Source organism: Allobosea sp. 05T422_2 (assembly GCF_056396265.1).
In genome coordinates this window covers 13,626-33,514 of sequence record NZ_JBFTLD010000017.1, presented here as the reverse complement: position 1 = coordinate 33,514, position 19,889 = coordinate 13,626, and the positions used below count along the sequence as shown (strand labels likewise).

General features: G+C 61.3%; 16 protein-coding genes. 5 read left to right on the top strand and 11 right to left on the bottom strand.

The genetic code is table 11. The annotated features are described in order from the left end of the window. From cyoD to cyoA, 4 genes are read right to left on the bottom strand one after another with little or no spacing between them, the layout of a single operon-like run. On the bottom strand, positions 1-378 hold the full coding sequence (cyoD, locus tag AC1DJT_RS05395; protein ID WP_441477516.1) for a cytochrome o ubiquinol oxidase subunit IV: 378 nt from the start codon (positions 376-378) through the stop codon (positions 1-3). Beyond that, entirely contained in the window at positions 375-1,010 is a 636-nt protein-coding gene (gene cyoC / locus AC1DJT_RS05390) for a cytochrome o ubiquinol oxidase subunit III (RefSeq protein WP_441505616.1), read from the bottom strand. Before cyoC ends, cyoD begins: the two co-directional genes overlap by 4 nt. A 9-nt stretch (positions 1,011-1,019) precedes the next feature. Next, positions 1,020-3,020: a cytochrome o ubiquinol oxidase subunit I gene (gene cyoB / locus AC1DJT_RS05385; protein WP_476833678.1), complete on the bottom strand. Its 2,001-nt coding sequence runs from the start codon at positions 3,018-3,020 to the stop codon at positions 1,020-1,022. A gap of 41 nt (positions 3,021-3,061) precedes the next feature. Beyond that, the gene (cyoA, locus tag AC1DJT_RS05380; RefSeq protein ID WP_476833677.1) at positions 3,062-4,201 is read right to left on the bottom strand and encodes a ubiquinol oxidase subunit II; all 1,140 of its coding nucleotides are present in this window, start codon (positions 4,199-4,201) and stop codon (positions 3,062-3,064) included. A gap of 126 nt (positions 4,202-4,327) precedes the next feature. On the opposite strand from cyoA, the gene AC1DJT_RS05375 reads away from it, so the two are divergent. Then, positions 4,328-5,653 carry an MFS transporter gene (locus AC1DJT_RS05375; protein WP_476833676.1) on the top strand — a complete coding sequence of 442 codons (1,326 nt, stop codon included), beginning with the start codon at positions 4,328-4,330 and terminating at the stop codon, positions 5,651-5,653. A 101-nt stretch (positions 5,654-5,754) separates the two neighbouring features. Here the strand turns inward: AC1DJT_RS05375 and AC1DJT_RS05370 are convergent, their stop codons facing one another. Together AC1DJT_RS05370 and AC1DJT_RS05365 are read right to left on the bottom strand one after the other, a co-directional pair. Then, positions 5,755-5,961 (bottom strand): hypothetical protein, encoded by a 207-nt coding sequence (locus AC1DJT_RS05370; protein ID WP_441492172.1) that lies wholly within the window; start codon positions 5,959-5,961, stop codon positions 5,755-5,757. Between the two features lie 1,261 nt (positions 5,962-7,222). After that, entirely contained in the window at positions 7,223-7,765 is a 543-nt protein-coding gene (locus AC1DJT_RS05365; protein WP_476833675.1) for a hypothetical protein, read from the bottom strand. Positions 7,766-8,645: 880 nt separating this feature from the next. Between AC1DJT_RS05365 and AC1DJT_RS05360 the strand changes: the two genes are divergently transcribed. Next, complete coding sequence (locus tag AC1DJT_RS05360) at positions 8,646-11,435, top strand: UvrD-helicase domain-containing protein (protein ID WP_476833674.1); 2,790 nt, start codon at positions 8,646-8,648, stop codon at positions 11,433-11,435. Between the two features lie 489 nt (positions 11,436-11,924). Here the strand turns inward: AC1DJT_RS05360 and AC1DJT_RS05355 are convergent, their stop codons facing one another. The 3 genes from AC1DJT_RS05355 to AC1DJT_RS05345 form a co-directional block, all read right to left on the bottom strand. Beyond that, on the bottom strand, positions 11,925-12,851 hold the full coding sequence (locus AC1DJT_RS05355) for a hypothetical protein (RefSeq protein WP_476833673.1): 927 nt from the start codon (positions 12,849-12,851) through the stop codon (positions 11,925-11,927). 137 nt (positions 12,852-12,988) lie between these two features. Beyond that, positions 12,989-13,402, bottom strand: coding sequence for a hypothetical protein (locus AC1DJT_RS05350; RefSeq protein ID WP_476833672.1), 414 nt, complete (start codon positions 13,400-13,402; stop codon positions 12,989-12,991). A gap of 73 nt (positions 13,403-13,475) precedes the next feature. Next, complete coding sequence (locus tag AC1DJT_RS05345) at positions 13,476-14,933, bottom strand: RES family NAD+ phosphorylase (protein ID WP_476833671.1); 1,458 nt, start codon at positions 14,931-14,933, stop codon at positions 13,476-13,478. Positions 14,934-15,081: 148 nt separating this feature from the next. On the opposite strand from AC1DJT_RS05345, the gene AC1DJT_RS05340 reads away from it, so the two are divergent. Both AC1DJT_RS05340 and AC1DJT_RS05335 read left to right on the top strand, forming a co-directional pair. Further along, complete coding sequence (locus AC1DJT_RS05340; protein WP_476770006.1) at positions 15,082-15,639, top strand: DUF4365 domain-containing protein; 558 nt, start codon at positions 15,082-15,084, stop codon at positions 15,637-15,639. Then, a complete protein-coding gene (locus tag AC1DJT_RS05335) occupies positions 15,636-16,784 on the top strand; it encodes a hypothetical protein (RefSeq protein ID WP_476833670.1) in 1,149 nt (382 codons plus the stop codon). Before AC1DJT_RS05340 ends, AC1DJT_RS05335 begins: the two co-directional genes overlap by 4 nt. 686 nt (positions 16,785-17,470) lie before the next feature. Here AC1DJT_RS05335 and AC1DJT_RS05330 read toward each other — a convergent pair. Further along, positions 17,471-19,162 carry an FAD-dependent oxidoreductase gene (locus tag AC1DJT_RS05330; protein ID WP_441492833.1) on the bottom strand — a complete coding sequence of 564 codons (1,692 nt, stop codon included), beginning with the start codon at positions 19,160-19,162 and terminating at the stop codon, positions 17,471-17,473. A 147-nt stretch (positions 19,163-19,309) separates the two neighbouring features. Between AC1DJT_RS05330 and AC1DJT_RS05325 the strand changes: the two genes are divergently transcribed. Next, entirely contained in the window at positions 19,310-19,531 is a 222-nt protein-coding gene (locus tag AC1DJT_RS05325; RefSeq protein ID WP_476770008.1) for a hypothetical protein, read from the top strand. Here the strand turns inward: AC1DJT_RS05325 and AC1DJT_RS05320 are convergent. Then, a complete protein-coding gene (locus AC1DJT_RS05320; RefSeq protein ID WP_476770004.1) occupies positions 19,496-19,819 on the bottom strand; it encodes an acylphosphatase in 324 nt (107 codons plus the stop codon). The two genes, AC1DJT_RS05325 and AC1DJT_RS05320, sit on opposite strands and share 36 nt — an antisense overlap. Between the last annotated feature and the right edge of the window lie 70 nt (positions 19,820-19,889).

Genomic DNA, 19,889 nt, shown 5'->3' with positions numbered 1-19,889 from the left:
TCACATCCTGTGCATGTCGCTCGGCATCATGTTGGCGTTGAGGTGGTACATGACCCACAGCGAGCCCGAGAGCACGATCACCACGATGATGATGGTGAAGATCAGCGCCATCATCGACCAGCCGCCTTCGGAGCGGCCGTTCATGTGAAGAAAATAGACCATGTGGACGACGATCTGCACCGCCGCGAAACCCATGATCACGAGCGCGGTCAAAGTCGCGTGACCGAGCACGTCATTCATGACGAGCCAGAACGGGATCGCGGTCAGGATGACCGAAAGCACGAAGCCGGTGATGTAGCCGCGCAGGCTGCCATGGGGAGCGCCATGGGCGTCCCCGTGCTCGCCATGCGGCTCGGCGTGATTCTGGCTTCCGCTCATTTCAGCACGCCCATCAGGTAGACGAAGGTGAAGACGCCGATCCAGACGATGTCGAGGAAGTGCCAGAACATGCTCAGGCACATCAGCCGGCGGCAATTGGCCTCGATCAGTCCGTGTCTTGCGACCTGCCTCATCAGCACGACCAGCCAGATCAGGCCGAAAGTGACATGCAGCCCGTGCGTACCGACCAGCGTGAAGAAGGAAGAGAGGAACGCGCTGCGCATCGGCGTCGCGCCCTCGTGGATCAGGTGGGCGAACTCGTAAAGCTCGACCGCGAGGAAGCCGAGGCCAAACAGGCCGGTCACGACGAGCCAGCTCTGCATTGCGGCCTGCCGGCCCTTTTCCATCGCCAGCATGGCGAAGCCATAGGTGATCGAGGAGACCAGCAGCAGGCCGGTATTGACCGCCACCAGCCTGAGATCGAACAGGTCGGCGCCGGACGGCCCCGCCGCGTAGTTGCGCCCCAGCACCCCGAACGTCGCGAACAGCACCGCGAAGACGAGGCAATCGCTCATCAGGTAGATCCAGAAGCCGAGCATGGTGGAGCCGCCGGAGTGCTCGTGCTCCTCTTCCGTGACGTAGAACGTCGGGGCGCCGTTTCGGACCGGGACCTGTGCTGCCGCCTTCGCCATCATCATTCCTCAGGCCCGGGCCAGCAGCTTGCTGCGCGAATCCTCTTCGCGCAGTACGGTCTCTGCCGGGATGTGGAAGTCGCGGTCGTAATTGAAGCTGTGCGTGATCACACTCGCCACGGCGCCCACGAAAGTCAGCGCTGCCAGCCACCAGACGTGCCAGATCAGCGCGAAGCCGCAGAGCGTCGCGAAGCCCGCGATGATGACACCGGCCCCGGTATTCCTCGGCATATGAATCGGCCGGAAGCCAGCGAGCGGGCGCTGATAGCCGCGCTTCTTCATGTCGGACCACGAGTCATGGTCGTGGATCACAGGGGTTAAGGCGAAATTGTAATCCGGCGGAGGCGAGGACGTCGACCATTCCAGCGTGCGCCCGTCCCAGGGGTCGCCGGTCGTGTCGCGCAAGGCATCGCGACGGATGATGCTGACCGCGATCTGGATGAGGAAGCAAAGGATGCCGAACAGGATCAGCACSGCGCCGAWKGCCGMGATCACGAACCAGATCTGCAACGAGGGGTCCTCGAAGCGATTCAAGCGGCGGGTCACGCCCATCAGGCCGAGCACATAGAGCGGCATGAAGGCGACGTAGAAGCCGACGACCCAGAACCAGAAGGAGAGCTTGCCCCAGAACGGATCGAGCTTGAAGCCGAAGGCCTTCGGAAACCAGTAGGCGATGCCGGCGAAGATGCCGAAGACGACGCCGCCGATGATGACGTTATGGAAATGCGCAACCAGGAACAGGCTGTTGTGCAGCACGAAATCGGCCGGCGGCACCGCCAGCATGACGCCGGTCATGCCGCCGATGACAAAGGTCAGCATGAAGGCGATGAGCCACATCATCGGCAGCTCGAAGCGGATGCGGCCGCGATACATCGTGAACAGCCAGTTGAAGATCTTCGCGCCCGTCGGGATCGAGATGATCATCGTCGTGATGCCGAAGAAGGAATTGACGCTGGCGCCCGAGCCCATCGTGAAGAAATGGTGCAGCCAGACGAGGTAGGACAGGATGGTGATCACCACCGTCGCATAGACCATCGAGGCATAGCCGAAGAGCCGCTTGCCGCAGAAGGTCGAGGCCACCTCCGAGAAGATGCCGAAGGCCGGCAGGATCAGGATGTAGACCTCGGGGTGCCCCCAGATCCAGATCAGGTTCACGTACATCATCGGGTTGCCGCCGAGATCGTTCGTGAAGAAGTTGGTGCCGACATAGCGATCGAGCGTCAGCAGCGCGAGCGTCGCCGCCAGGATCGGGAAGGTCGCGACGATCAGGACATTGGTGCACAGCGACGTCCAGGTGAAGACGGGCATCTTCATCATGTCCATGCCGGGCGCGCGCATCTTGATGATGGTCGCCACCAGGTTGACGCCGGAGAGCGTTGTGCCCACGCCCGCGATCTGCAGCGCCCAGAGATAGTAGTCCACGCCCACCCCGGGTGAGTAGGCGGCACCTGAGAGGGGCGGGTAGGCAAGCCAGCCCGTCTTGGCGAATTCGCCGATGAAGAGCGAGGCCATCACCACCACGGCGCCGCCCACCGTCATCCAGAAGCTGAAATTGTTGAGGAATGGGAAGGCGACATCCCGCGCGCCGATCTGCAACGGCACGACGAAGTTCATCAGCCCCGTGACGAAGGGCATCGCCACGAAGAAGATCATGATGACGCCATGGGCGGTGAAGATCTGGTCGTAATGGTGCGGCGGCAGGTAGCCCTCGCTGCCGGCAAAAGCGATCGCCTGCTGGCCCCGCATCATCAGCGCGTCGGCGAAGCCGCGCAGCAGCATGATGACCCCCAGGATCATGTACATGATCCCGATCTTCTTGTGGTCGACGCTGGTGAACCACTCGTTCCAGAGATAGCCCCAGGCCTTCATCCGCGTGATCAGCACGAGGAGCGCAAGGCCGCCGAGCACCACGACAGCAAAGGTCGCCACCAGGATCGGCTCGTGCAGCGGCAGCGCTTCGAAGGTGAAACGGCCGAACACCAGCTTCCACCATTCGGGATAGGAGGTCATGGATCCCTCGTCTCGCTAGCGGCGACCATCTCGGACGCGGTTCAGTTGGCAACGCGGGCGGTGACGCCCGCGGTACCGTAGACGTCGGCGGGTGTGCAGATCGCCGTGACGAAGGGGCGCGGCGGCATCGGCTGCCCGCCCCGGCGCACGCTCTTGTCGTATTCGAGCGCCATCACGGTCGAGATCCCCTCCCTGCCGCCGCCGCCCTTGGCATCCATCGCCATCATGTCGCGCGTGCACATCTTGGCGCGATCGACGCACATGTTGAGGACCGCCTGGAACAGGTCCGGTGCGACATCGCGGAACTGCCGCGTCGACTCGCGCTCGCTTGGGCGTTCCAGCACCAGATATTCCTCGCGTCCGAGTGGCCCGCCCTTTTCGCGCGCGGCTCGGGTCCAGGCCTCGAAGCCCYGGCGGTCGACGCCGCGGAAACGGAAGCGCATGTCGGAGAAGCCGGCGMCGCTGTAATTGGCCGAGAAGCCCTCGAAATCGCCGGGATGATTGATCACGGCGTTGAGTTTCGTCTGCATGCCCGGCATGGCGTAGATCTGCCCCGCCAGCGCCGGAATGAAGAGGGAATTCATGACGGTGGAGGACGTGATCCGGAATTCGATCGGCTGGTCGACCGGCGCCACGACCTCATTGAGCGAGGCGATGCCCTGCTCCGGGTAGAGGAACAGCCACTTCCAGTCGAGCGCCACCACCTGGATGACCAACGGCCCTTGCGGTGGCGCGTTCTCGCTCATCCTCGCAGCGGCAGCCGGCTTCGCCGCGCTGATGCGCCCGAGCGGCCGGTAGGGGTCGAGCAGATGCGTGGCCATCCAGGTGATCGCACCGATGACGATAATGATCAGCAACGGAACCGCCCAGATCACCACCTCGAGCGGCAGCGAATGGTGCCAGTCGGGGTCATAGGTCGCGTTGGCCGAAGCGCGGTAGCGCCAGGCGAAGAACACCGTCAGCGCCATCACCGGCACGATGATCAGGAGCATCAGCGCCGTGGAGGTCAGCAGCAGGTTTCGCTGCTGCACGGCAACATCGCCGGACGGTGCCAAGAGTACCATCTGGCAGCCGCCGAGCATCGCGAAAACAGGCAGAACCGTTAGAAATCGAAGGATCCGCAAGAGACTCGAGACCTCCCTGCCGCCGGAACAACCTTCTCTATGCCCATTCCTTCGCATCACCCATCAGACAATCTGTCCCATTGCGAAGGTTTGACGGGTATCTGCGATCCACCGTATCCATTTGCATGAGGTGCGGGCAAGCCCGTACGATCCGACCCGCCCGATAACGAGGGGTTCCCGGTCATGAGCGCTGAGGCAGCGAACCATACATCGGGCCACCTGACGGACGAGCACGGGCGCGACCATGTCTCGCCCGGCGAGATCGCGATCGGCGTGATCATCGGCCGGACTTCCGAATATTTCGACTTCTTCGTCTTCGGTCTCGGCTGCGTTCTGGTCTTTCCCGAGCTGGTGTTCCCCTTCGCCGACCGGCTGACCGCGACGCTCTATGCCTTCGCGATCTTCGCGCTGGCTTTCATAACCCGCCCGATCGGCACAGTGCTGTTCATGGCGATCGACCGTCGCCACGGCCGCGCGGCCAAGCTTACCGTTGCGCTCTTCCTCCTCGGTGGCGCGACGGCCGCCATCGCCTTCCTGCCCGGCTATGCCACGATCGGCATCTGGTCCGGCATCATTCTCGCGATCTTCCGGCTCCTGCAGGGCATCGCGCTCGGCGGAGCCTGGGATGGGCTCTCCTCCCTGCTCGCCCTCAACGCGCCCRCCGGCCGCCGCGGCTGGTACGCCATGCTGCCACAGCTCGGTGCTCCGCTTGGCTTCATCCTTGCCGCCGGGCTGTTCGCCTATTTCGAAGGCTCGCTGTCGCGGGAAGATTTCCTCGACTGGGGTTGGCGCTACCCCTTCTTCGTCGCGCTGACGATCAATGTCGTGGCGTTGTTCGCGCGGCTGCGGATGGTCGCAACCCACGAGTTCGCCCAGCTCATGGAAACCCGCGAGCTCATGCCCATGCCGGTCCTTGAACTGGTCAGGGCGCGCGGCAGCACCMTCATCCTCGGCGCCTTCGTGCCACTGGCGAGCTTCGCGCTGTTCCACCTCGTCACCATCTTCCCGGTGAGCTGGATCAACCTCTTCACCGAACGTTCGGTTTCGGAATTCCTGATGGTGCAGGCGGCCGGCGCCGTGGTTGGCTTCGGCGCGATCGTCACCTCCGGTTTGATCGCCGACCAGATCGGCCGCCGCAACACGCTCCTTGTCTCTGGCGGAATGATCGCGCTCTTCAGCCTGTCGAGCATCATCGCCCCCCTGCTCTTCGGCGACAGCCTGGCCGGGCAGACGATCTACGTGATCATCGGCTTTGGCCTGCTTGGGCTCTCCTACGGCCAGACTGCCGGCGCCGTGGCCTCGAGCTTCGGCACCCAGTACCGCTATACCGGCGCAGCGCTGACCTCGGATCTTGCCTGGCTGCTCGGCGCGGGCTTCGCGCCACTCGTGGCGCTGACCGTGTCCAGCCAATTCGGGCTCGCCTGGGTTGGCGTCTATCTGCTCTCGGGCGCGCTCTGCACGCTCGCGGCACTAGGKATCGATCGGCGGCTCGAGGGGCGTTACGGCTGAACCACCCGCAACCCGCAAGCGATGATATGCGTCCGCGCCGAGCCTGAGGCGGTGGAAKAGGCTGAAATGGTCCGAAGTCAGCGGCCGCTCAGCGCCTACGGCTAACGCGTCGCACGCCGTGTTGCGCGCACCACGGTGGGAGCCGTGACCGCCCCCGCAGCGCCCCCAACGACCGCACCGACCGGACCACCGACAAGTGCGCCCGTTCCCGCTCCGGCAGCGGCACCGCCGATCCTCTGCTGGGTCGTGTTGCAGGCGCTCGCCGCCAATGCGGTGAGTAGCAATAGCGTCATCACTGAAGCCTTCATCGCGCGTCCTCCTGGTTGCGCAACGTCCTTGAACGGCAGCTGTTCCCCTGCCGTGGACCGATCGGGTGGCAATCTCTTCGGCTTCGCCCCCAAAACGGATCGCAGCATCTGAGCAGTGACGGTGCCGCATCATGCTCAGTCCATTGCGCCCGGTCGTTCGTCGGATCTCACGCTGAGCCACGCCGCTTCGAATTGGCGCGCAGTCGCCAGCGCTTGGCAGCGGCGCTGCCTTGCGGTCGACAAGGAGCGGCAACAACCACCCTGCTCACGGGGAATGCTCAGCAGGCGATCGAGAGACTGGATGCACGACGATTCGGCCCAGCAGGCCCCGCGATAGGCGCGTGGGGTCAAATGGGCCATGATCGCGCGAACCGCGCCGAAATCATGGGACGACCGGGCACATGACCGACACGCGGCCGGATCGATCGCTGGCAGAACGACACGCGTTGGCGAAGATCGACCACCCCATGGCCTTCGGCCGAGTGCAGAGCGCTGAATCGTGCTTGAATGAAAGCTTACAAATGGCCCTGAAAACGAACCGTAAGCAGTGCTCCTGAGAAGGAGCCAAAAATGGCGCGCCCGAATAGCGTAACTTCGAACCAACTGTTCGAAACGCTATTGGCCTGGAATTCACTCCTTGAGGAGCGAGAATCCTCTGATTATGCAGTGCCGCAATGTCTCTAAGCGAATTGCGCTGGGCCAACATGTGTATCGGCGCGGCTTGTTTCCCATTGGGCGCCGAAGCTAGCCTCCGCAATTTCGAGCGTAGGGGCCGTCAAATTTATCAGTTATTTGTTGCCTGTAGGATTAAGAAAAATGTCGATTATGTGCGGCCAATCGCATGCCGGTTTGCACACGAATAACCCGACACCAATCCGCTAAGTTCACCGAAAATCGGACTCCCAATGGCTTCATTGCCGACCAGAATCGTGTCACGCGAGCTAATGGGGTCCCTGACTACGGGTTCCGCCGAGGAGACTCGGTTTATTTCGAATATGCCCCTCCGGCGATCAAAGCCCCGCTGTGGCTGACGTGAGGAGGTGCTGTTCTACCCKAAAAGAGCAATCTAGCKAGATAGCGCGGTCTTCACGACGTCATAGCGGGAAGCGCGCGGCTGCCGTTGCCAACCGCCCACTAACATTCAACCCGGACCTCTCGGCGGGGGCGGATCAACACCACTCGCCGCTGCCGAAGAACCAGAGGCGCCGAGGCGCCGAGGCCCCCAATGACGCGTGCGGGGTGAAATCACCATCGCCAACGGCTACTCGACAATGCCAACGGTTTTTAGTGCCTGCACAAGTTCTGGGTGCATCTCAAATTTCCAATTCACGCGCTCTGTCTTAGTCCCGCTAACTTCGTTGGCGAGAGCGCTGATCAGAAAATCCGATCCATCATGTTCCATTTTCTTGAAGGTCAGCRAAAGCGCCTCACCGACCTTTCGACCCAACTTGCCGTAATGGAGATTCGCCGTCCCGTAATCCGACCATCCAGCAGCGCGAGCGAGCTCGCCTGCCGTTTTGATTCCGGCTGCGTTCTCCGCCAGCATCGCGCGCTCGTACCGCTTTAGAAGTTGGGTGCGAAGGTACGTCTCATACTGTTCAGCAGTTGCGATGTGGGTTTCGCGTCGGCCCTGCTTTGCAGCAGCAAAGGACCGATCAAGCCAGGCACGGGCTGCGATATAGGCGTCGTCCATTGTATCGCCTGTGGCGATGTGGTGCCGCTTGTCGCCCAGATTAATCGCAACCTCGCATTTTTTGCGAAGCGTGCTCCCCTTGAGCTCGAAGCCCTTATATTTTTCGGGCATTATTTGTTTGATCCCCCCATTAATTTTTGGGGCAAACCATACAGATCGGCGGGTCTAACACCAGTACGATAGGCGCGCCGATGTAGACRACTTTTGTCGGATACCCGTTCGTCACCGGTTCCGTCACCGAGATCTCCGTCGCTTGCGTGAGATCTTACTCGGCGGTCGCGCCGATGGCGCCGCCGCACGCCTAGTGGCGTCTCGCCTCAGGTAGCGAGGCGGCTAGACAAGATCAGATGACGCCGTTGGCTTGGAGCTGCAATCGGATAGGGCTTGATAATCCTCGACTGCAGCTCTCAGCATGCTCAATTCGAGGCGTTCGGAATCGCTGATCTTCCTGAGATCCTCGATCTGGCCAATGCGTTCGAGCACCACACGGTACTCCTCATGATTTGTGATCGCCACGGTCGGGGTTTCCGGCCAGCGTTCGGCGCGAGCTTCACATCGGCTTTGGCACGGCGGCACGGCGGMGACCTACTGCGTTGCTCCGAGCGCGCGGAAGCGGCGGTCGCGTGGCCATCGCGGACCACAAGAGTTGGAAGGCGCGTGAAGGCGCTTCCGTCCCGCGCCAGATGCGGACATTGGCGCATTGCCGAAGAAGCAGACGCTACGAGTGTGCTGACAAGAGTTCGGCTCTCGACCCAAGCGAGACGTTCGCGGCAGAGCGCCAGATTGGGGAAGATGGCCCATTCCGGACTCTGACAACGTCTGCTCTCAGACAGTCTGATGCGTGCGCCGGCCAGGGCCGGAAGCTGCCCGTCCGCTATGTTCGCATTCAGCAAATAGTTGACGTTCCGCTCTCGAGGGCAAACAGCTGTCGAGCCCTGTCAACTCGCACTTTGCTAAGCTCACGCTCGCCATGTTCTCGATTAAGACAGCCATGCTGAAGCGCGCCCGCACATATCGTCCCGGACTATTCGCCCGACTGTTCTCCGGCGAGAACTGGAAACTGACACCCGGTCAGCGTTCGACTGCCGGTATCTGCCTGGTGTCGGGCGGCGGCGAGACCGAGTTGGAATGCTTAGACCTCGTGTCGGTCCAAACCGCGAAAGGGGCCCTGTGGCACGCCGTTGAGATCCGCTCGAGGACCAAGGTGGATCGCTTATCGGGCCTCGGCCGAAACGCCGCAGACGAACTCGCGGCCGACCTCGTGGCGTTCGTCAACGAATATCTGGGCGAGCTGATCCGTTCCGAGACTGATCAGCTGCGCGAGATCGACGCGAGACTCGGCGCGGTCGTGACGGACAACCACCGGTATCTGGCGAATTCGGACCTCGCCAGCGCAATTGCCGGCGTGCCAGGAAAGGCGGCAACGGCGTTTTCGCACCCCCTGTTCGATCCCAGGCGGATGGCGCAGACGCTCGAGGCCGCCTTGCCGGCCTCCCACTCCTTCCTAACCGATCCGAACGTGCGCCATCACTACAACGAGCGGTTCGTCGTGGCCGAATTGGCCGCTTTTGCGGCGTTCTTCGACGACCTGGACGGCCGGTCGTTGTCCGGGCAGCAGCGTGAGGCCTGTATCCGCCTCGAGGACAACAACCTGCTCATTGCGTCGGCGGGATCGGGCAAGTCCGCCACAATGGTGGGCAAGGTAGCGTATGTGCTCGCGAAGAAGTTAGTACGCCCTGACGAAATACTGGTCTTGGCCTTCAACAAGAAGGCGGCCGGTGAGCTTAGGGAGCGCATCGCCAGGCAATTGAAGGTGGAGCCCGACAAACTTGAATGTCGTGTGACGACCTTCCACGCTTTGGGCCGCGGCATAATCCAGGAGGTCGACGGGCGGCCGCCCCAGCTTGCCAACTGGGTCGAACATCCCGCCGKGGAAGCCAAGGCGATTGAGGAAATCATCGTTGAACTAGTCAGCTCCGACGGGGAGTTTATGCGACTTTGGGTTGATCTCCTGGTCTTGCATCCCAAGGCCGATATCCCCCGGGAAACGTTCGACAGCGAGGTTGACTACCAACGATACGTCACGGAGCGGCGGACCAGGGGTAAGGCGACGATCGGCTCGCTGGCCGGAATTTACGTCAAATCATTGCAGGAACAGTCGATCGCCAACTGGCTCTGGTTGAACTCGGTCGCGTTCGAATACGAACGACAGGTCGAGGTGCGGGACGCGGAAGGCGCCGTCCGCCATATTCATCCCGACTTCTATTATCCGGCGACCGGTACCGTGCACGAGCATTTCGCGATCGATGCAAACGGCGCCTCACCGTTCGAGGACTATGTCGTCCACGCCGAGGCAAAGCGCCGGGACTATCAGGTCGGGCAGATCGACTTTTTCGAGACGCGATCCGCCCAGGCCAAGGACGGCACGATTTTCGATGTCATGCGCGAGCAACTTGAGCGTCGCGGGATACCACTCGTGGCGAAGCAGTATAGCGATATTGCGAAGGCGCTGGAGCCAGTGGTGGTCAGGCACTACCACCAGATCATCGGCACGTGCGTCAAGCACATCCGGGCGAGCCACCTGACGCTCGATACGCTGCTGCAGCTTGCGCAGTCGCTCCAAGATAAGGAACGCGCACGGATATTTTCGGGCGTCGTTTACAGAATCACCCAAGCCTATTCCAAAAAGCTCGTGGATGCCGAACGGATCGATTTCGATTCCATGATCGCCGACGCGACGCAGCTGGTTGAGACGAAACGATACACCTGTCCGTACTCGCTGATCCTAGTGGACGAATTCCAGGACATATCTGGACCCAGGGCTAAACTCATTAAGTCGCTGCGAGACCAGAAGCCGTTCTCCAAACTCTTTGCCGTGGGCGACGACTGGCAGTCTATCTACCGTTTTKCTGGCTCGGATGTGACCCTCTTCACAAGATTCGAGCCGAACTTCGGCACAAGTTGGCAAGGTCGGCTCGAGCAAACTTACCGCTGCAACCAGCTAATCGCGGAGACAGCTGCGCGTTTCGTTCAACGGAACCCAGAGCAACTCAGGAAGTCGGTACGGTCTATACGGCCCGCTATACCCAAATCGATCCGCGTCATCCCGATCGAAGGCGCAAAGAAGAGGCCGGACTTCGGCGCAGCCTGCCTGCGGATATTATCCCGGCTGGATGTGTTCCTGGGAAGCATCGTCGCGGAGCAGCGGCGCGACACGGCAAGCCAGAAGCTTAGAGTACTCGTTCTCTGGCGCTACAACCATCTCGATCCGTTCGCCGGCCGTATGCCGGCATTCGCGCATATCGAGGTTTCGGCGCTTTCCTTCCACYGCTCGAAGGGTCTCGAAGCGGACTACACTATCCTGCTCGACATCAGCGAGGGCGACTATGGTGTTCCGAGCCGTGTCGAAGACGACGAGCTGCTGAACCTAGTGATTCCCAATCCCGAGACCTTCGAGTACGCAGAGGAACGACGCCTGTTTTACGTCGCCTTGACCCGGGCCAGCCGCGGCGTCTTCATGCTGGCCGACAGTGCCCGACCCTCGCGCTACATCCAAGAACTCTGCGAGGCCGCTGGTGAGGAGATCCGCTTCGAAACCATCGACGGCCAAGCGCTACAGCGATGCCCGGCCTGCCGAGTTGGTCAGTTGGTCGAAAGGAAAACGAAGACCGGGCGCTCGTTCGTCGGCTGCAGCCAGTATCCAAACTGCAGGCACGCGGTGTTCTCCGGCAAGCAAAAGCAAAACAGATCGCGAGCGTCACGGCGACCTATAGTTCAATAGTGCTATAGCCGCCGCTGTCGCCAACCTCGCCGTTGAATGGACATGCCGCTCCCTCCAAATTTTCCACGCGAGAACCGGCTAACGTCCGCCTTCGGGCGCTGGCAGAGGTGATCCCAAGGGCCGATATGGGCACATCCGGTCCTGCGGAGCGGACCTAGCGAACTTCAGCTAGCCACCCATGTCGGTTATTGGCGAAATGGCCGCTCGCGACCCAAGTGAGACGTTCGCGGCAGAGCGCCAGACGGGGGAAGATGGCCCTTTGCAGACATGCGGAACGTCTGCTTCAGGGCAGTCTGCTGGGCCTGTTGATCGAGCAGCCACGGGTGGCCCTTCACCCGACTTTCGGAATGTCAGCTTGTGGGCGCATTCAAATCCATTTTCCGAGTGCGCCGAGAGATGATGCGCCTGCGCGCTTTTTACGTCCCACTATTGCAACTGCTGGCACTTTTTCATGCAGCGTCATGCGGTATGTTGCATCGGGAGGGCGCCCTAAGGAGAGTTGGGGAACAAGGTCGACTTGGCCCGCCTAGCAGCCTTCGGCTGAGGTGGCCTACTGACCAACAGCACCTGTTTTTCGATCTTTTCCACGAACTCCCGGATCATATCGGCAGCAGCCTGGACATACTGCTTTGTGAACATCGTAAGTTGCGTTCCGTCCTTGTTGAAGCCGTTCCGGTGAACGCAGTCGTGACGGAGCTTGATCATTGCGATCAGCGCAGCGCTATCCTTCGCCAACGGCAGGATCTGGAACTGCAAGGCGGTCGAATAGAGGAAGTTCACCCGTTCCAGGTTGTGATAGAGGATCTCTTGGAGGTAGGTCCGCACGCGTCTCTCGACAAGATCAGGCTCCTCGGCGATCTGCACCAGCGTGAACTTCTGCTTATTCAGCTCAGTGTCCTTCTCCATCAACCGGCCCATCGCCGCGGGATCGTTCAACGTCGCATTGAYCAGGGTGTCGCCTAGGTAAGCTTCGAGCGCCGTGATCTGATGTGAGAAGATCATCCGGTTGAGGAGATGACCCCCGCCTAGCCCACCATGGTCGGCTAGCAGGTCACCGGTCATGTGATAAGAATCGTGGTAGATTCGGAACGGATCAGGCGGGGTATCGTCATTGAGCCAATACTCGTCCTCCGCGTCCGGCACATGTTCAAGGCCGAAGTCGAAGTTCTTGATGACCTCATGCCGGCCGACATCGGTGTCGTCGTTATTCTCGATCCCGAGCGGGTATTCCCACAAAGCCCAAGTGAGTGTCCCTAGATGCGGGTGCTCGACGATGGCCTCATAGCGCAGCTCGGACCCCATGCCCCGCTCTTCGCCGCCGTTCTGCTCCCATTCGAGTTCGTCGCTCTCGATTTCGTAGACGACCCCGGTCGTCCGGTGCCGGATCTCGGCGGTGCCTTTCGTGTACGGTTCCATCGCCCTACTCCCCCTTGCCGTCGGTCACCTTGGGCCACTTTTCTCTAATGCTGCCAACCACCGTCTTGRGGCTCTTTCTAGGCGCCCAGTGATACCGGCCGAAGATGTCGCTGAAGCCGATGTCGACGTCGTTGTCATCACGGAGGTGTTCGTGCCGGAACGGCAGGTAGGTTGAGAACTTCTCTCCCACCGGTCACTGGCATGCYGCCATGGGCGGCCCTTCTGGCATGGATTGCATCGGGGATGTTGTTGGCGGTGACCATCACGCCCCAAGTCCACCTGTCTCGCCCGAGTTTGTACCACCAGCCGTCCGCGCGTGACCGGGCGACGAGGTTAGTGATCGTCGTGTCTGTGGGACCGAAATTCGTCGCGTTTGCTTCTAGGAAGGGAGGGGACTTACCGTTCTCGTCGATGATGTGCATGACGGCAAAGCCGATCCGGATCTTTGGCTTGGGGTGAAGCCACTTGCTCCACACCGTCCATGCCAGGCTGACCAGCGAGACGATCGCCGAGAAGATCGAGACGACGAACGCCCAGTCAGCCGTCGTCATTGCGGTCGCCACCGCGGAAGCAGCCGCTCCACCCATCTAGATTACTCCCACCGCCGACGCGCTGTCCGTCACGTTAGAATCCGCCATCCCGCCATTGGTAGCTATTGCGCGACACGCGGTAGTCGGTGGTGTCGTATTTTACCCTGTCCACGTGGTGGACTCTGAGCGATTTCATGTCGACGCGCAGAGCCGGCTCTCTGCTATCCACGTCGGGTTCGATCCAAGGGTTGCCATGTATCGCGGCGAAATCCGGCCAGCCGGGTGACGGAGCGGCCATCTTCCTTTCCTCGGGCGGGAGCCATTCGATCACGGAATAATCGATGTCCTCCCCATCGGCATGCTGTTCGTAGGTCTTGCCTTCGATCCTCGTCCCCTTCGGCACCTCATAGGTTTCGACGCGTGCGGCCTTATGGAAGAGCACGACATTCAGGTCATCGCCTGCCGCCTGCACCGATGGGAACAGGATGCCATCGATCGCAGGCTCCTTCTGGGTCGCGAGGAAATCGGCGATCGCCTGAGTGGGCAGGTACTCAAAAGCCTCATCGTCCGGCATCACTGGTCGCGTGATTTTCTTGCTCAGGAACCGGAGGAACATCGCTCGCTCTAGCCGCCTTCCGAAGCTTGGGTCGAAGATGCTTCCGCGCTCCACGACATCGCTCAGCGCCGTGAGATCGAGCAGGCGCAGAGGTCGGATGATCTCGAACCGCCCGACCAGGGTTTGGCTGCCGACTGGAGGTCGGACCTCGGCAAGAGCAACGAGAGCCGTGCTCGCGCCGTAAAATACCGATATGCCGCGAGCGTTCATCCGTCCTGCACTCGATAGGTGCGCAGGGGCCGATCCCAGATGCTTGTCTGGCCGGCCCATGGCTTCGACGAGCTTGTCCTCGGATTGGAACGCTCTGGCCCGGTAGAAGGCCTCCAGCGGCGTGCCCGGACCAGCATCGACAAGCAGGGGGCCGTCGTTCTTGGTTCGCATCGTCTCGATGTCGCCAAATACCGAAACAAGGTGTTTCGTGGCCGTCTGACTGAAGAAGCGCGCCTCCGTCTTCAGCGATCGCTCGAATGAGCTCCATTCCCCATGCCAGGCATCGATGGTCKACCTCCTTTCCTCATAGTAGGATTCCGCAGCAAATTCGGTTTCCAAACCACTCATAGAGGCGTCGTAGTCACCGTTCTCGTCGTCGAGGATCTCTTGGATGTCTCGCGCGGCATCGGCGGAGATCTCGGCGGCGTTGGCGATGGCATTGATGACTTCCTCGCCATCCCGTTCCCACTCATAGGTCCCCTCCTTATCCGCCTGCATCATCTGCTGGAAGGAATTGGGCTGATCGGAGGTGCGCCTGTAGTGCTCGTTGAACACTTCGGAGATCCGCTCTGCCATGGTCGCGAGCGTGTAGCTCTCTTGCTGAGTGCCGCAATACGAACACTCAGCGACCTTGCCGTGGGTCAGCATTTCTCTTTTTAGAAAGCTCTCGCCGACGCATTCGAAGCACAGCTTGTTATTTTTCAACTCGGCAATATCGAACGACATCAATTCACGCCCTGTGCTTCTCTTCCGGTGTCGGGAGCATGCCCCGCCCGCAGAGCCTTAGGAATGGGCCCGCCCGAAATTAGGAATTTATGGAGACTGACGCAGGTAAAGACCATACTGAGGAACGTCGGCGCAGTCGGGGGTAGATGTGTCATCGGCTTCTATTCTGAGACCCTACAATGACGTTACGGCCCGGCAGGAAGCATTCTCAAGCGCCTACATTCAGGCCGTGGCGGCAGTGGCGGGATGCTCGATCTCTTCGCCGCGACCGGACAACGACAAGATCGACTGGCTGATAGGCTCCCGGGTTCGTGGCACGATGTTTACGAAACCGATGATCGCCGTGCAGGCGAAAAGTCTGCTGAGTTCCGCAGCCGAAGGGGAGCACACCTCCTATGCCCTCGACATCGAGACCTATGACATCCTGCGGGACGAGCAGGTCTCGATACCTCGGATCTTGGTTGTGGTTCTCACGCCAAAGTCGCTTCCGAACTGGCTCGCCCAGAGCGAACAACAGCTCGCCCTGAGCCATTGCGGCTATTGGGTCTCGCTGAAAGGGCTTCCGGAATTTCCAGACCAGGACTCGCGGGTCGTGCACCTGCCACGATTGAACGTTTTTTCCCCGCTATCGTTGCAGTCGATGATGACGAGGATCAGCAATGGGCAGGATCTGTCCGGCGTCGTCGCCGCGGATGAACTGCAATGAAGGCGCTCATCACCGACAAGGACGCGATCTCCGCGCTCAGCCCCCTGAGCGTTATCGGTTACCTGCGCGCGAAGGGCTGGACGCGATATAGCGAGACGGCTGGAAAGTTCTCCGTCTGGGTCAACGACCAGAAGCCCGACGCGGAGCTGGTGATACCCTACAAGCGGGCATCCGATTACGTCTCGCTCCTGAGCGGCGTCCTGCGCGAACTGGAGGTCGCGGAGGAGCGGTCCCAGCTGAGTATCATCCGAGACCTGCTGAATTCCGGTTTCGATGTCGTACGCGTCGCCGCGAAGTCTTCTGACGCGGCAGGCGGCTCGATACGCATCGACGAGGGACTAACCCTGTTCGAAGAGGCTCGTGAGATCCTTCTCGCGGCCGCGTGCGCAGCTGTGAAGCCACGTTCGGTTTTCCACGCGCGGAAGCCGCAGCAGGCCAATGAGTACATGGAAACGGCCCGCCTGGGACAGACCGAACACGGCAGCTATGTTCTGACCATGCTTTCGCCTGTGGCCCCCCAGCTTAACGCTTACAGCGACACGAACCTATTTCCGGAGGACCCCTTCGAGCGTCGGGTAACCCGCACGCTGTCACGATCCGTCAGCCTCACCGTGGATGCCGCCGCCGAAGCGTCTATCAGCGGAAGCTTCCAGCCATTTCAGGACGCCGTCGCCGATGGCGTCAGCGCAAACCTGTGCGAGGCCGTGAGCCGCCTTTTCAAAGTCGGCGATCCCACGTCGATTGCTGTCTCGGTAGCATGGGCACAGAATCGGCCGATGCCAAGCGATGTCCTTTCGCGGGTCGTGATCAGCAAGGACGTCGTCCCGGCAATCACCGAAGCGGCAAGACTTTTTCGAGCGACGGACACTCTGGAAGACTACCTAGTCCAAGGACCTGTTGTCAGGCTGGAAAGGGAGGATGGGGAGCCTAGCGGGCGCGTGACGATTTACGCACCGATCGACGAAGTGCTCCGTAAGGTCGTCGTGACACTTCCGCTCGACGACTACAACAAGGCAACCCAGGCTCACGGCCGATACCAAGCCGTGAAATTACGGGGCAACGTCAAGAAGTCAGGGCGGTCTTACGTCGTAACGAACMCTGTTGGGTTTGATTTTTCCGCGGACGTGGACGACCTTGATAACTGACCGAGGCCGTTTGATGGTTGCGCTGGATATTCCGGTCAGGGCTGCAGTGCGGCCGTGACCGCGAATGCTGGCTCCGAACACTAAAGAACCGGCCACGACTTTAGATGTCTCCCAGACAAACCTCTCCAAATGTCCATATGGCCTCTTCAGATCGCCGATAATCAGGAATCCGACGCGTCCCGCTAGCGTGCGTATCGTTGCCCTATCGGCCACGTGCGCTTTCGGGCAGGAGCCAATCCGCATCTGGCGCTAGCCGAAACTGGCTGCATGCTATGAATGGCTCGTGAATAGGACCCGGAAATCTGCGGAGCCTTACAATGGCGCTATCTCGACGTACCATTCGGAATTGTCGGCTCGGCTTCACGACCGGCTACGACGCTGAGGTGATCCCGCCGGAGTTCGAAAAAGTTGAGCGCTTGGAGAAAATACTTCAGCTCCGGCACATCGTCGGAGCGGTCGCGAGGCTGACCACAACCACCTAACCCTGAAGCGAGCAGCCCCAACGTCTCAGATGGGTCGGATCCGGGCAAGCGGTCGAGCTATCCTGATGTCCGCTTCCGGGCAGTGAGCCAATGTCTGGATGTGGCGCACTTCAGTCCCGCCCCTCGAAGGCTTTCAAGATTCCGCTGAACGGAGCATGCACCTCAGCGTAGCTGGCCCTGGGGTGTTGTAGAGGTCACGTTCCATCAAGCTTGCGGCACCGCATTCAATGCGGGTCCGACGTTCCGTGTCAGGACGGAATGGATCTGCGCGATKACGGCGGCACCTTCGCCGACGGCGGCGGCGACCCGCTTGGTCGAGCCGGCACGCACGTCTCCGACGGCAAAGATGCCTGGGCAACTGGTTTCGAGCGGCAGCCGCCCGCCGTCACCGGCGCGCTCCCCCGTGAGGACGAAGCCCGTTCCGTCGAGCGCCACACAGCCGTCGAGCCAGTGCGTATTGGGATCGGCACCGATGAACAGGAAGAGGTGGCGCGACGTGCACTCCCGGATCGCACCAGTCCGGCTGTCCCGAAACGTCGTCCCGGTCAGGCCTGTCGCCCGGTCGCCGTGCAAATCGGCAATCTCGCTGCCCACATGCAGCTCGACATTGGGCAACGCCGCGATTCGATCGATCAGGTACCGGGACATGGTCTGCTCGAGGGGTCGGCGCACCACGAGGTGCAGATGCCTGACCTGCGGTGCGAGATAGGCAACCGCCTGGCCCGCGGAGTTTCCTCCGCCGACGAGGACGACGTCCTCGCCGGCACAAAGTCGCGCCTCGACGGGCGATGCCCAGTAGGAAACGCCGGCCCCCTCCAGCTCGTCGATGTTGGGAATGTCGGGCTGCCGGTAGCGCGCTCCCGAAGCGATCACGATGGTGCGCGACCGCGCAGTGCCACCGTTGCTGAGCTCGAGGGTGAACGGGGCTTCCGCACCCGCTCCGTTACAGCGGAGCAATTCGACGGTCAGCGGAATGGCGAGTTCGGCGCCGAACTTCGCCGCCTGATTGAAGGCCCTCCCCGCGAGGGCCTGTCCGGAGATGCCGGTCGGAAAGCCGAGATAGTTTTCGATCCGGGCGGATGCGCCCGCCTGGCCGCCAAAGGCGCGGCTGTCCAGGACCAGGACAGATAACCCTTCGGATGCGCCATAGACGGCAGTGGCAAGCCCGGCCGGCCCGGCCCCGATGACCGCCACGTCATGGACAATCTTCGGATCGAGATCAGGTGTGATGCCRAGACAGGACGCGGCATCCGCATTGCTCGGGCTTCTGAGCAATGTGCCGTTCGGGCAGATCATCAGCGGCAGATCTTCGGGGGCGACGCCGAGCCGTTCGACCAGTTCGCGACCCTCTGCCTCGCATGCGGCAATGACAGTGTGAGGGTAGCCGTTGCGGGTGAGAAACCCCGACAACCCGACGATGTCGGGATCATCCCGGCGTCCGATCAGGATCGACCCTGCGCCGCCGGTCTGCCCCTCCTCGATCAGCATGACGCGCCGGAGGATAAAGGCGCGCATGATCGTTTCACCGACATCCGCCGATCCAATGACAAGCGCACGGAGATGCGGCGCATCAAAGGGTATCGCGACCGCGCCAGTGTCACCCGCCACGACCGACATGAGGGATGGACGGCCCGAGAGCTGATTGGTCTCGCCGGTGAACTGACCGGGACCGTAGGTGGTGACCACCGACGACTGGCCGGCTGCGCTACGCCGGATCGCGTCAGCCGAGCCATCGAGGATCAGCCAGGAGGGGGCGTTGCGGGCGCCGATTTCATAGACGACGTCACGAGGGTCGAAGCGGCGCGGTGCACCGCTCGCGAAGCGACGCGCCGTCGCGATCTGAAGGGCGGACAGTGTCGGAAAAATCTGCTCTCGCCGAGCCTCGCCGATTGCCATGGGGTGACCTCCGTATCGGGCCTTTGCCACTTCTCGTGCGCGACACCATCCGACCAGATTAGGAGCTTGACCGCAATCACGCGGGCGCGAGCTGAGGCGCCTTCGGAAACGTTGACGGAAAGGGAATTTGCTCAGCTACGAAGTATCATGAGGCGCCTCTCAGAGGGCGGCCCGCGCGCGCTGAAACTCGCGAAATACTATGCAGGCAAGGATCGGCGAAGCGCGCCAAGGTCCGCCTTCCGGCAGAAGGCCAATGTCCGCTTCTGGCGCATCGAGGCCCTGCCTTACAGGGTCGGCGAATTCGCGAAATCTCCGGACTTCAAGGGCGACTGGCTAAGGCGAATGAGGAGTATCGCGCCCTTTTTGTAGAAAGCTATCGGTTGCGGCAATGAAGAAGGTCTGGCCGCCGCCATCTAACCGCGGCGGTGCTGCTTCTAGGCGACGAACATCCTGGACATCTGCGCCGCGGGGCCCTTGCCCCGCCTCAAGAACTAATCGCTCGACACTTTCGGCTGGACCGGAAAGCGCTGCTTCCACGGTGCCGTCTACGCAGTTACGCACCCAACCGCTTACGCCAGCCGTGAGCGCGCGGCCGCGGAACCATTGCCGGTAGCCAACTCCCTGGACCCGTCCGGAAATGCTGATGTGCAGATCCATTCGATCCCGCTTTTCCGTCAAGAAATCGCTCCATGAAATCTAACACCCAGTCCTGACCAATCTCAAGGCG